Annotated in this window: 11 protein-coding genes, 2 tRNA genes and 1 rRNA gene; 9 read left to right on the top strand and 5 right to left on the bottom strand. The window is 58.5% G+C overall.

Annotated elements, in window-relative coordinates; all coding sequences use genetic code 11:
- Nucleotides 1-170: 170 nt before the first annotated feature.
- The 5 genes from J3B00_RS01630 to J3B00_RS01650 all read right to left on the bottom strand — a co-directional run bounded on the left by J3B00_RS01630 (nucleotide 171) and on the right by J3B00_RS01650 (nucleotide 4,967).
- Nucleotides 171-246: transfer RNA gene (locus J3B00_RS01630), tRNA-Ala, on the bottom strand.
- Between the two features lie 26 nt (nucleotides 247-272).
- Nucleotides 273-349, bottom strand: a tRNA-Ile gene (locus tag J3B00_RS01635).
- An 87-nt stretch (nucleotides 350-436) separates the two neighbouring features.
- Nucleotides 437-1,973, bottom strand: a 16S ribosomal RNA gene (locus J3B00_RS01640).
- 576 nt (nucleotides 1,974-2,549) lie between these two features.
- Nucleotides 2,550-3,770, bottom strand: a complete 1,221-nt coding sequence (locus tag J3B00_RS01645) for a CaiB/BaiF CoA-transferase family protein (protein ID WP_209862650.1) — start codon at nucleotides 3,768-3,770, stop codon at nucleotides 2,550-2,552.
- 15 nt (nucleotides 3,771-3,785) lie between these two features.
- Entirely contained in the window at nucleotides 3,786-4,967 is a 1,182-nt protein-coding gene (locus J3B00_RS01650; RefSeq protein WP_209862653.1) for an acyl-CoA dehydrogenase, read from the bottom strand.
- A gap of 163 nt (nucleotides 4,968-5,130) precedes the next feature.
- On the opposite strand from J3B00_RS01650, the gene J3B00_RS01655 reads away from it, so the two are divergent.
- The 9 genes from J3B00_RS01655 (at nucleotide 5,131) to J3B00_RS01695 (ending at nucleotide 13,071) form a co-directional block, all read left to right on the top strand.
- Nucleotides 5,131-6,048 (top strand): LysR family transcriptional regulator, encoded by a 918-nt coding sequence (locus J3B00_RS01655; RefSeq protein WP_209862657.1) that lies wholly within the window; start codon nucleotides 5,131-5,133, stop codon nucleotides 6,046-6,048.
- Nucleotides 6,049-6,476: 428 nt separating this feature from the next.
- Nucleotides 6,477-7,598, top strand: coding sequence for a Re/Si-specific NAD(P)(+) transhydrogenase subunit alpha (locus J3B00_RS01660; RefSeq protein ID WP_209862659.1), 1,122 nt, complete (start codon nucleotides 6,477-6,479; stop codon nucleotides 7,596-7,598).
- Between the two features lie 11 nt (nucleotides 7,599-7,609).
- Nucleotides 7,610-7,930 carry an NAD(P) transhydrogenase subunit alpha gene (locus J3B00_RS01665; protein WP_209862662.1) on the top strand — a complete coding sequence of 107 codons (321 nt, stop codon included), beginning with the start codon at nucleotides 7,610-7,612 and terminating at the stop codon, nucleotides 7,928-7,930.
- Nucleotides 7,927-9,363 carry an NAD(P)(+) transhydrogenase (Re/Si-specific) subunit beta gene (locus tag J3B00_RS01670; RefSeq protein WP_209862667.1) on the top strand — a complete coding sequence of 479 codons (1,437 nt, stop codon included), beginning with the start codon at nucleotides 7,927-7,929 and terminating at the stop codon, nucleotides 9,361-9,363. The genes J3B00_RS01665 and J3B00_RS01670 overlap by 4 nt, the downstream gene beginning before the upstream one ends.
- Nucleotides 9,364-9,547: 184 nt before the next feature.
- The gene (locus J3B00_RS01675; protein ID WP_209862669.1) at nucleotides 9,548-11,041 is read left to right on the top strand and encodes an acetyl-CoA hydrolase/transferase family protein; all 1,494 of its coding nucleotides are present in this window, start codon (nucleotides 9,548-9,550) and stop codon (nucleotides 11,039-11,041) included.
- Nucleotides 11,042-11,504: 463 nt separating this feature from the next.
- Nucleotides 11,505-11,717, top strand: a complete 213-nt coding sequence (locus J3B00_RS01680; RefSeq protein WP_209862672.1) for a DUF1127 domain-containing protein — start codon at nucleotides 11,505-11,507, stop codon at nucleotides 11,715-11,717.
- A gap of 297 nt (nucleotides 11,718-12,014) precedes the next feature.
- Nucleotides 12,015-12,332 carry a DUF2388 domain-containing protein gene (locus J3B00_RS01685; RefSeq protein ID WP_209862675.1) on the top strand — a complete coding sequence of 106 codons (318 nt, stop codon included), beginning with the start codon at nucleotides 12,015-12,017 and terminating at the stop codon, nucleotides 12,330-12,332.
- Between the two features lie 86 nt (nucleotides 12,333-12,418).
- A complete protein-coding gene (locus tag J3B00_RS01690) occupies nucleotides 12,419-12,712 on the top strand; it encodes a DUF2388 domain-containing protein (RefSeq protein ID WP_209862677.1) in 294 nt (97 codons plus the stop codon).
- 38 nt (nucleotides 12,713-12,750) lie between these two features.
- A complete protein-coding gene (locus J3B00_RS01695; RefSeq protein ID WP_209862691.1) occupies nucleotides 12,751-13,071 on the top strand; it encodes a DUF2388 domain-containing protein in 321 nt (106 codons plus the stop codon).

Consider the following 13,071-nt stretch of genomic DNA (forward strand, 5'->3'; position numbering starts at 1 on the left):
GCATCACAAATTTTACCTTAGCCTGATCCACTACCAGTGAAAGTAGTGTTCAGTCTATTTCTATCACATATCCGAATTTTTAAAGAACGATCTGACAAAAGTCAGAAATCAACATTCATCAACGAATGTTCATTTCTAAGTTCTGACAAGCGATTGCGTAATGCGAAAAGTGGTGGAGCCAAGCGGGATCGAACCGCTGACCTCCTGCGTGCAAGGCAGGCGCTCTCCCAGCTGAGCTATGGCCCCATTTGATCTAGGCTGCACCCTGTAATTGGTAGGTCTGGGCAGATTTGAACTGCCGACCTCACCCTTATCAGGGGTGCGCTCTAACCAACTGAGCTACAGACCTATAACAGGGTCGCGTTACAGCATCGTCTTTATACAAGTGAATCAAGCAATTCGTGTGGGAGCTCATCAGCAGGCTGATGTCTTCGATTAAGGAGGTGATCCAGCCGCAGGTTCCCCTACGGCTACCTTGTTACGACTTCACCCCAGTCATGAATCACACCGTGGTAACCGTCCTCCCGAAGGTTAGACTAGCTACTTCTGGTGCAACCCACTCCCATGGTGTGACGGGCGGTGTGTACAAGGCCCGGGAACGTATTCACCGCGACATTCTGATTCGCGATTACTAGCGATTCCGACTTCACGCAGTCGAGTTGCAGACTGCGATCCGGACTACGATCGGTTTTGTGAGATTAGCTCCACCTCGCGGCTTGGCGACCCTCTGTACCGACCATTGTAGCACGTGTGTAGCCCAGGCCGTAAGGGCCATGATGACTTGACGTCATCCCCACCTTCCTCCGGTTTGTCACCGGCAGTCTCCTTAGAGTGCCCACCATTACGTGCTGGTAACTAAGGACAAGGGTTGCGCTCGTTACGGGACTTAACCCAACATCTCACGACACGAGCTGACGACAGCCATGCAGCACCTGTGTCAGAGTTCCCGAAGGCACCAATCTATCTCTAGAAAGTTCTCTGCATGTCAAGGCCTGGTAAGGTTCTTCGCGTTGCTTCGAATTAAACCACATGCTCCACCGCTTGTGCGGGCCCCCGTCAATTCATTTGAGTTTTAACCTTGCGGCCGTACTCCCCAGGCGGTCAACTTAATGCGTTAGCTGCGCCACTAAAATCTCAAGGATTCCAACGGCTAGTTGACATCGTTTACGGCGTGGACTACCAGGGTATCTAATCCTGTTTGCTCCCCACGCTTTCGCACCTCAGTGTCAGTATCAGTCCAGGTGGTCGCCTTCGCCACTGGTGTTCCTTCCTATATCTACGCATTTCACCGCTACACAGGAAATTCCACCACCCTCTACTGTACTCTAGCTTGCCAGTTTTGGATGCAGTTCCCAGGTTGAGCCCGGGGCTTTCACATTCAACTTAACAAACCACCTACGCGCGCTTTACGCCCAGTAATTCCGATTAACGCTTGCACCCTCTGTATTACCGCGGCTGCTGGCACAGAGTTAGCCGGTGCTTATTCTGTCGGTAACGTCAAAACAGTAAGGTATTCGCTCACTGCCCTTCCTCCCAACTTAAAGTGCTTTACAATCCGAAGACCTTCTTCACACACGCGGCATGGCTGGATCAGGCTTTCGCCCATTGTCCAATATTCCCCACTGCTGCCTCCCGTAGGAGTCTGGACCGTGTCTCAGTTCCAGTGTGACTGATCATCCTCTCAGACCAGTTACGGATCGTCGCCTTGGTGAGCCATTACCTCACCAACTAGCTAATCCGACCTAGGCTCATCTGATAGCGCAAGGCCCGAAGGTCCCCTGCTTTCTCCCGTAGGACGTATGCGGTATTAGCGTTCCTTTCGAAACGTTGTCCCCCACTACCAGGCAGATTCCTAGGCATTACTCACCCGTCCGCCGCTGAATCGAAGAGCAAGCTCTTCTCATCCGCTCGACTTGCATGTGTTAGGCCTGCCGCCAGCGTTCAATCTGAGCCATGATCAAACTCTTCAGTTCAATACTGCTTGGGTTTTTAAGAAACCCTAAACTTGGCTCAGCAATCTCAAATGACTACTATGATTTCTCATGTGGCCACTTGTGATGCTGATAATCTTGGCGACTATCAAACCATACTCACAAGCACCCACACGAATTGCTTGATTCAATTTGTTAAAGAGCGGTTGGTTAAGAGCTTTTCGTCTCAACCGAGGCGCGCATTCTACGCTTTCCTTTGTGCCTGTCAAGCGTTTATTTCGAAGTATTTTGCGAGAAACTCGTTCAACTTCAAACACTTGACTCGCTTGCGATCTCTCGTAGCGGGAGGCGAATTCTACAGCGTTACAACCTGCTGTCAACTACCTTTTTCACCGCTGCCGATCTGACGATCGAAGCACCTCCAGTACTGCCTGAAACTTCTAACTCTTTGAAACTCAAGGAGTTTTCTGTTCCAACTACGCTGGAAGTGGGGCGCATTATAAGGGGATTCGAGAGGGCGTCAACCCTTAATTTCAAAAAACCGTAACAATGTTGAGTCAACGCCTGTTTTACGGCCAGACACCCCAGCCCCTTCTATCTATAGATAAGGTGTGGGCGTCATACCACCCCCGCACCGCGCAGTTGCTGTATAGCCTGCGCATCCAGCCCGAGCACCTCAGCAAGCACGGCGTTGGTGTGCTCCCCTAATAGAGGAGGTGCCTGGCGATACTCCACCGGCGTCTCGGAAAGCCGGATAGGACTCGCCACTTGCGGCACGCTACCGCCCAGTGGATGAGGGATACTCACTGCCAACCCACGCGCCAACACCTGAGGATCCCGGAACATCTGCGCCAGGTCGTTGATCGGCCCGCACGGTACACCCGCCGTTTCCAGCGCGCTCACCCATTCGGCAGTGGTCTTGAACACCGTAGCCTGGCGAATCAACGGTATCAGCTCAGCCCGATTGGCCACCCGCATTTTATTGGTTACGAACCGAGGATCATCAGCCCACTGCGGCTGCCCGGCGACTTCTGCGAACTTGCGGAATTGACCATCATTGCCCACTGTCAGGATGAAGTCGCCATCCGCAGTGGGGAAGTCCTGATACGGCACGATATTAGGGTGTGCATTGCCCAAACGCCGGGGAGGGTTACCGGTGGTGAGGTAGTTCATCGCCTGATTGGCCAGGCAAGCGACCTGGACATCGAGCAAGGCCATATCGATATGCTGGCCAACCCCAGACTGATCACGGTGGGCGAGGGCAGCCAGAATTGCCACGGTGGAATACAAGCCAGTAAGAATGTCGGTAAGGGCTACACCGACTTTTACCGGGCCAGCGCCTTGCTCACCCTCCGGGCGGCCGGTCAGGCTCATCAGCCCGCCAAGCCCCTGGATCATGAAGTCATAGCCGGCACGCTTGGCATAAGGCCCCGTCTGACCGAAGCCTGTGATCGAGCAATAGATAAGCTTCGGGTTGAGCGCCTTCAGGCTCGCGTAGTCCAGGCCGTAGGCAGCAAGGCCACCAACCTTGAAGTTCTCGATGACGATGTCCGACTTCGCTGCCAGCTCACGCACCAGGCGCTGACCATCCCCCTGAGTGAAGTCGATGGTCACTGAGCGCTTGTTGCGGTTGGCCGAGAGATAGTAGGCCGCCTCAGTGGTGTTCTCACCACGGGCGTCCTTGAGGAAGGGCGGCCCCCAGGAGCGCGTGTCATCACCCGCCCCCGGACGCTCGACCTTGATTACGTCCGCCCCAAGGTCGGCGAGGATCTGGCCGGACCAGGGCCCCGCCAATACACGAGAAAGATCCAGCACGCGCAGATGTGATAACGCCCCCATGGCCTGGCTCCTCTATTAATAGAACGCCTGGATACCGGTCTGGGCCCGACCAAGGATCAACGCATGGATGTCATGGGTGCCTTCATAGGTGTTGACCACCTCGAGGTTCACCAGGTGACGGGCCACACCAAACTCATCGGAGATACCATTACCACCGAGCATGTCACGGGCCAGGCGGGCGATATCCAGCGCCTTGCCGCAGGAGTTACGCTTCATGAGCGAGGTGATCTCCACCGCAGCCGTTCCCTCGTCCTTCATCCGCCCCAACCGCAGGCAGCCTTGCAGGGCCAGAGTGATCTCGGTCTGCATGTCGGCGAGCTTCTTCTGGATCAACTGATTGGCGGCCAACGGTCGACCGAATTGCTTGCGGTCCAGGGTGTACTGACGCGCCGTGTGCCAGCAGGCTTCGGCCGCACCCAAGGCGCCCCAGGAAATGCCATAGCGGGCTGAGTTCAGGCAGGTGAACGGCCCCTTCAAGCCACGCACTTCAGGGAAGATGTTCTCTTCCGGGACGAACACGCTGTCCATGACGATCTCACCGGTGATCGAGGCGCGCAGGCCGACCTTGCCGTGGATCGCCGGGGCGCTGAGGCCTTCCCAGCCTTTTTCGAGAATGAAGCCCCGAATATCGCCAGCGTCATCCTTGGCCCAGACCACGAAGACATCGGCGATCGGGCTGTTGGTGATCCACATCTTGCTGCCGCTCAGGCGATAGCCGCCATCGACCTTGCGCGCACGGGTGATCATCGCACCTGGGTCGGAACCATGGTTGGGCTCGGTAAGACCAAAGCAGCCGATCCATTCCCCGCTGGCCAGCTTGGGCAGGTACTTCTGCTTCTGCTCGACGGTGCCGAACTCATTGATCGGGACCATCACCAGTGATGACTGCACGCTCATCATCGACCGGTAACCGGAGTCGATGCGCTCGACCTCGCGCGCAATCAGGCCGTAGCACACGTAGTTCAGGCCGCTGCCGCCGTACTCTTCTGGAATGGTCGCGCCGAGCAGGCCGACTTCACCCATTTCGCGGAAGATCTTCGGATCGGTCTGCTCATGGCGGAACGCCTCGATCACCCGCGGCGCCAACTTGTCCTGGGCGAACTGATAAGCGCTGTCACGGACCATGCGCTCTTCTTCAGTGAGCTGCTGATCGAGCAACAGCGGGTCGATCCAGTTGAAGCTTGCTTTAGCGGCCATGAGTGCAATCCTCGAAATAGGGGTAGGCAATGTTCTTGTGCATTGATCCTAGGCCTGAACGGGCGACGGGACAAACGAGGATTGCGCACTGTTTAGTGATATTTCCTCACTTCGTAATCTTGTAATCTCTATATCCAACGGCTTACGAGTGAGGTTGACGTACATGCGGCGCAAGATCCCCAGCACTACCGCCCTGGTCTGCTTTGAGGCCGCAGCACGCCATGAGAGCTTTACCAAGGCTGCGCACGAACTGGCCCTGACCCAAGGCGCCGTCTGTCGCCAGATCGGCGGGCTGGAAGCCTTTCTCAATGTCGAACTGTTCCGCCGCTCGCGTCGGGGGGTAAAGCTCACCGAGGCCGGTCTTTCCTACAGTCGACAGGTTTCTGCCCAGCTCGATGCCGTGGAGCGCGATACCTTGTCGGTGATGCGACAGCAGGGTGCCAACGTGATCGAACTGGCGGTGGTGCCCACCTTCGGCACTCAATGGCTGCTACCGCGCCTGAAGGACTTCCAGCAACGCCACCCGGAAGTCACGGTCAACCTGACCAACCGCACCCGGCCATTCCTGTTCGCCGATACACCGTTCGACGCCGCGATCTACTTCGGCGATGCCGATTGGTCTGGCACGCAGTCCCATCGCCTGATGGGCGAAAACCCAATGCCGGTCTGCAGTCCGGCCTTGCTGGAAGGGCAAGGCGAACTCGACGCCGAGTGCCTTGCAGAACTGCCCTTGCTGCAGCAGACGACCCGACCCTACGCCTGGCGACAGTGGTTCGGCAGCCTGGAGATGAATGTCGAGCGCGACATGACCGGCCCACGCTATGAGCTGTTCTCGATGCTGGCCCAAGCCGCCATGCATGAAATGGGGGTCGCTCTTATCCCGCCATTCCTGATCCAGCGAGAGCTGGAGCAGGGCAGGCTGGTGGTCGCCAACAGGCATGCGCTGTCGAGCAACAAGGCCTACTATCTGATGATCCCCGAGCGCAAGGTGGAGTCCGCTTCACTGCGGGCTTTCCGTGACTGGCTGCTGACACAGGCTCGGCTGTATGTGGCGCAACATGCGGGTGACGCGCTTACCTGACCCCGTAGTCAAATATTTTAAACACCTACAGATATATTGTTTTGTCGCATATCTGCAAACTGTATCGCGGACCTCAAAATCCCGCTTAACCCTGCATACTGCGCGGGTTTCAGGGCTATTTGCGACATTCACCTTGCTCCCTGCGAAATTTCTGAAAAAAAATCCAATTTGTCCCCTAATCTCCCAATGGCGCATGTTTGACGGGCTGCAACGGTACTCTTGCGACATACGGTCACAGGGTGACTTGTAGTTTTAACTTCGTATCGCTCCATAACCGGTTGAAGGCCTGGGTGTTCATCTGCAAAATGCTTCGCCCGCCCGGGATCCGGCGGGTTCGAGCCTTAAGGCCGCGCTGGCGAAGTGCAGCGGATTCAACCCCGCGAATGCTGGCTTCATAAAGATAAGAAGGTCACCGCAGGAGAAAAGTCGTGCAGATTGGTGTTCCTCTCGAGACGCAGACGGGCGAGACGCGGGTCGCTGCGACCCCCGAAACCCTCAAGAAGCTGATTGGCCAAGGCCATCAGGTCACCGTCCAACGGGGGGCAGGGCTCAACGCCAGCATTCCGGACAGTGCCTATGAAGCGGTAGGTGCCTCCCTTGGCAGCGCCGCCGATGCCTTCGGCGCGCAATTGGTGCTCAAGGTCGTAGCCCCCACAGAACAGGAGCTTGCCCTGATCAACAGCGGCAGCCTGCTGGTGGGCATGCTCAACCCGTTCAACAATGAAAACATCGCCAAGATGGCTGAGCGAGGCATTACTGCCTTTGCCCTCGAAGCTGCACCTCGCACTTCGCGGGCGCAGAGCCTAGACGTACTGTCGTCGCAGGCGAACATTGCCGGTTACAAGGCGGTGTTGCTGGCAGCGCATCATTACCCGCGCTTCATGCCAATGCTGATGACCGCTGCAGGTACCGTGAAAGCTGCCCGCGTGCTGATTCTCGGCGCCGGCGTAGCCGGGCTGCAGGCGATCGCCACGGCCAAACGGCTGGGTGCGGTGATCGAAGCGTCGGACGTACGCCCGGCGGTCAAGGAGCAGATCGAGTCGCTTGGTGCCAAATTCCTCGACGTACCCTACGAGACCGATGAAGAGCGCGAGTGCGCGCAAGGTGTCGGCGGTTATGCCCGGCCCATGCCGGCCAGTTGGATGCAGCGCCAGGCGCAAGCCGTGCACGAGCGCGCCAAGCAGGCCGATATCGTCATCACTACTGCGCTGATCCCGGGCCGCAAGGCGCCGACGCTGCTCAGCGCCGAGACCGTGGCGCAAATGAAGCCTGGCTCAGTGGTCATCGACCTGGCCGCCGCGCAAGGCGGCAACTGTCCATTGACCGTTGCCGACCAGGTCGTGGTCGAGAATGGCGTGACCATCGTTGGCCCGACCAACCTGCCAGCCCAGGTCGCCGCCGACGCCTCGGCGCTCTATGCACGCAACCTGCTGGACTTCATGAAGCTGCTGTTCGACAAGGACGGCGCACTGGTGATCAACCTCGACGATGACATTGTTGCTGCGTGCCTGATGTGCCGCGACGGCCAAGTTATCCGAACCAACGGTTAAGGAGCACGGCTATGGAAGACATGCTGATTTCCCACGGCATCTACAACCTGATCATCTTTGTGCTGGCCATCTATGTCGGCTACCACGTGGTCTGGAACGTCACCCCGGCGCTGCACACGCCGCTGATGGCAGTGACCAACGCCATTTCCGCGATCGTCATCGTCGGCGCCATGCTGGCCGCGGCATTGACCGTCACTCCTGCGGGCAAGGTGATGGGCACCCTCGCGGTAGCCTTGGCGGCAGTCAACGTGTTCGGTGGCTTTCTGGTCACCCGGCGCATGCTTGAGATGTTCAAGAAGAAAACCAAGAATGAGGCGCAGAAAAAAGCATGAGCATGAATCTGGTAACGCTGCTCTATCTGGTCGCCTCGATCTGCTTCATCCAGGCGCTGAAGGGCTTGTCGCACCCGACCACCTCGCGCCGGGGCAATCTTTTCGGCATGATCGGCATGGGCATCGCCATGCTGACCACAGTCGGCCTCATCTATAAGCTGGGTTCGGAGCTGGCCACCGCCGGCATCGGTTACGTACTGCTCGGCCTGCTGATCGGCGGCACCGCCGGGTCGATCATGGCCAAGCGCGTGGAAATGACCAAGATGCCTGAACTGGTCGCCTTCATGCATAGCATGATCGGCCTGGCCGCGGTGTTCATTGCCATTGCCGCAGTGCTCGAGCCGCAGTCCATGGGTATCGTCGCGGCCATCACCGACCCGATCCCTACCGGTAACCGCCTGGAGCTGTTCCTCGGTGCGGCCATCGGTGCAGTGACCTTCTCTGGCTCGGTGATCGCCTTCGGCAAGCTGTCGGGCAAGTACAAGTTCCGCCTGTTCCAGGGCGCACCGGTACAGTTCGCCGGCCAACACAAGCTGAACCTGATCCTCGGCCTGACCACCATCGCCCTGGGCTTGCTGTTCACCTTCACCGGTCACTACAGTGCCTTCACCCTGATGCTGGCCCTGGCCTTCATCATGGGCGTGTTGATCATCATCCCGATCGGCGGCGCCGACATGCCGGTGGTAGTGTCGATGCTCAACAGCTACTCGGGCTGGGCGGCGGCGGGCATCGGCTTCTCGCTGAACAACTCGATGCTGATCATTGCCGGCTCGCTGGTGGGTTCGAGCGGTGCGATCCTGTCGTACATCATGTGCAAAGCGATGAACCGCTCGTTCTTCAACGTCATCCTCGGCGGCTTCGGCGGCGAGACCGACAGCGGTGCGGCAGCCGGCTCCAAGGAGCAGCGCCCGGTCAAGTCCGGTTCGGCTGACGATGCCACCTTCCTCCTGAGCAACGCCGACACGGTAATCATCGTCCCTGGCTACGGCCTGGCGGTGGCGCGCGCGCAGCATGCGCTGAAGGAGCTGACCGAGAAGCTGATCCACAACGGCGTGACTGTGAAGTACGCGATCCACCCGGTCGCGGGGCGCATGCCTGGCCACATGAACGTGTTGCTGGCCGAAGCCGAGGTGCCTTACGACCAGGTGTTCGAGATGGAAGACATCAACGCCGAGTTCGGCCAGGCCGATGTGGTCCTGGTACTGGGCGCCAACGACGTGGTCAACCCGGCGGCGAAGAACGACCCGAAGTCGCCGATTGCCGGTATGCCGATCCTCAAGGCCTACAAAGCCAAGACCATCATCGTCAACAAGCGCTCCATGGCCAGCGGCTATGCCGGCCTGGACAACGAACTGTTCTACCTGGACAAGACCATGATGGTGTTCGGCGATGCCAAGAAGGTCATCGAGGATATGGTCAAGGCGGTCGAGTAACTCTTCTATATATAGAGAGAGCGGCATAAGCCCCCGGTGATTTATTCCCGGGGGCTTTTTGCATCGGATTGATCCAGATCAACGGCTCTATCGCAGGGCTTCTCATACGACCATGGTCGCGGGACGGGGCAGGGCGAAAACACTAGACTGCGCATCTAGCTTGAGTAGCCTGAGATAACAATCCATGTACCGTGATCGTATCCGCTTGTCCTCCCTGCACAGCAAGGTAATGAGTGCGGCCGATGCCGCTGGCCTGATCGAAGATGGCATGACCGTCGGCATGAGCGGTTTCACCCGCGCCGGCGAAGCCAAGGCCGTACCACATGCCCTCGCTGAACGGGCAAAGGTCTCGCCGCTGAAGATCAGCCTGATGACCGGCGCCAGCCTGGGCAATGACCTCGACAAGCAACTGACCGAGGCTGGCGTACTGGCCCGGCGCATGCCGTTCCAGGTCGACAGCACCCTGCGCAAGGCCATCAACGATGGTCAGGTGATGTTCATTGACCAGCACCTGTCGGAAACCGTCGAGCAGTTGCGTAACAAGCAACTGACCCTGCCGGACATCGCGGTCATCGAGGCGGTGGCGATCACCGAGCAAGGCCACATCGTGCCGACCACCTCGGTGGGCAACTCGGCCAGTTTCGCGATCTTCGCCAAGCAGGTGATCGTCGAGATCAACCTGTCGCACAACCCTAACCTGGAAGGGCTGCACGACATCTATATCCCGACCTATCGCCCAACGCGCACCCCCATCCCGCTGATCAAGGTCGACGACCGCATCGGCAGCGGCGCGATCCCGATCGACCCGGCCAAGATCGTTGCCATCGTCATCAGCGATCAGCCCGACTCGCCGTCCACCGTGCTGCCGCCAGACCACGAAACCCAAGGCATCGCCGACCATCTGATCAGCTTCCTCAAGCGTGAAGTGGACGCCGGCCGCATGACCAACAAGCTCGGCCCGCTGCAGGCCGGCATCGGCAGCATCGCCAACGCGGTGATGTGTGGCCTGATCGACTCGCCGTTCGAAGACCTGACCATGTACTCCGAGGTGCTTCAGGACTCGACCTTCGACCTGATCGACGCCGGCAAGCTGAGCTTCGCCTCCGGCAGCTCGATTACCCTGTCGAGCCGGCGCAACGCCGATGTGTTCGGTAACCTCGAGCGTTACAAGGACAAGCTGGTACTGCGCCCGCAAGAGATCTCCAACCACCCTGAAGTGGTCCGCCGCCTGGGCATCATCGGTATCAATACCGCGCTGGAGTTCGACATCTACGGCAACGTCAACTCGACCCACGTCTGCGGCACGCGGATGATGAACGGCATTGGCGGTTCCGGTGACTTCGCCCGCAACGCACACCTGGCGGTGTTCGTCACCAAGTCGATCGCCAAGGGCGGAGCGATTTCCAGCGTGGTGCCAATGGTCAGCCATGTCGACCATACCGAGCACGACGTCGATATCCTGGTGACCGAACAGGGTCTGGCCGACCTGCGTGGCCTGGCCCCGCGCGAGCGCGCCCGGGCGATCATCGACAACTGCGTACACCCCGATTACCGCGCTGCGCTCAATGACTACTTCGAGCGCGCCTGTCAGCGTGGCGGGCATACCCCGCATATCCTGCGGGAAGCGTTGAGCTGGCACGAAAACCTGGAAGAAAGCGGGCGCATGCTAGCTTGCTGATCTGCATGGCTTGAGAGGGGGGGCCGCTTGCGCGGCCTTTCCGACCGGTGCGGCGATCCGACTTGACCGGTGCCATGCACAACTGTGGCTGTACCGGACTCTTCGCGGGACAAGCCCGCTCCTACAGGGTACTTGGCGATCGTCCATGCCTGTACTGCGCTAATAACACCGCTCCATCCAACGGCTCATACACTTTTCAAGATAGCCAATCTAAAACTGTACTACTGTACTGGTTCTAGCAGCCTCTCCCGCCTGTAAAATCCCCGCCCGCAGCCAAAAACGCACTCTTTTAGAGCGCACCAGTACAGTTGCGCCAATTTTGGGTGCAACAGTACCGTTACGCAGTTAATTGAACCCTCGCAATACAGCTGAACTGTACCTACTGTTCTGAACAAGAGAGGAGGATCATTGGCATCAGTTAAATCACTACCTAATGCCGCCATAAGCGGAAGGAAGACACATCATGGAACGCACCCTCAGTTCCGGTCTGGTTTTTGAAAGCAACGCTCAATCCAACACTTCGCTGCCACTGCGCGCGCTCTCGACTCTGCTCCTGTGGCAGCGCCGCATCGCCAGCCGCCGTCAGCTCGCCCGCCTGGACGGTCGCCTGTTGGCAGACGCCGGCATCAGCGAGTCGCAGCGTTACGAAGAGCTGAGCAAGCCTTTCTGGCGCTAAGCCTCGGCTCGCCGGCTACGGCCGGCACCGCGAATTCCGAAAACCCGTCGCAGGGAACTGCGACGGGTTTTTTGTTTCAAAGGCTTGTTGCAGAGCGCCTGAACGCCAGACAGGTACAGTTTTTTTAATCTATAAATCCTACAGCACAGTTCAGCTTTGACCGCTCAGTCACATCTGGAAACAGCCCCACGTGTTACGCTTGCTTGAACGGCTCGACAAATGACGTACCGTGATGGACCGCGCGAGCGTCCGATAATCAGAAAACACCCCGCCCTTAATATGCAGGAGTCTCCGACCATGTCCCGTAACCACCTGATTGGTGCCGCCCTGTTGTTGACCCTGGCCGGCGCTGCCAATGCCACCAGCTTCATCGTAACCACCGACGCGGTAGTGGGTGCAGTGGCCGCTTCCACTGATGCGACTTCCGATGTGTCGTCGTCCTTCCGTGACGACAAGATTGTCCAGGCCGCCCGTGATGACGCCGCCAGCTTTGTCGGCAGCGAAGGTGCAATCCGCGGTGCCAAGCTGGAAAGCGCGTTCAACCACATTCGCCATCAGGCTCCGACCCTGCAGGCCAGTGACGCGCAACTGGCACAGGCCATCCTCGCGCTCTAAACCGCCCGTTTGATGCCCGGATGCGCTGGTTATGACCAGCGTGCCCGGGGTAGCCTTCGCCTTTAGAACACAAGCCTTCAGAACCCATGCGTTATCTGCTGCCATTGCTTTTTGCCCTTGTCGGTATGGGAAGCGCCCATGCCATGGACGTCACCACTCAAGGTCTGGTTGTCAGTGGCTATGTCACCAGCAAAGTGACCAGCGCGCCGTTTGATCGCAAGCTGGTGGTACAGGCGCGCGACGATGCCGCAGCGTTTGTTGCCAGCGACGGCCTGATTCGCGGTGCTCGCCTGCAGGCGGCGCTGGACTCGCTGCGCCACCGCCATTGCTATCACTCTGTCGGCGACCTTGAACTGGCTGAAGCAATTCTCGTCCAATGACTCACATTCCACTCCCTGTAGTCCTTCGGAGATGCTCCATGCGTAAACCGCTGATCGCCGCTACCCTCGGCATGTTGTTGCTGGCCGACCTGGCCCATGCGCAGACCCTGGTGGCCACCAGCAATATCATCGTCCGCGCCTTTGGCCGCTCGATTGATTTCACGTCTGATACCACCACCTCGATTCGCGACTCGAAAATCGTCCAGGATGCCCACGACGATGCCGCCAGCTTTGTCGCCAGCAACGGCGACATCCGTGGTGCGCAGCTTGAGGCAGCCTTCAACACCGTGCGTCAGCGCGTGCCTGAAGCCCGCGATGCCAGTGATCAGGTCCTCGCCGAAGCCATTCTGGCCCTGTGA

It is taken from the genome of Pseudomonas sp. BP8 (assembly GCF_017875955.1).
In the GTDB taxonomy this organism is placed as follows: Bacteria; Pseudomonadota; Gammaproteobacteria; order Pseudomonadales; family Pseudomonadaceae; genus Aquipseudomonas.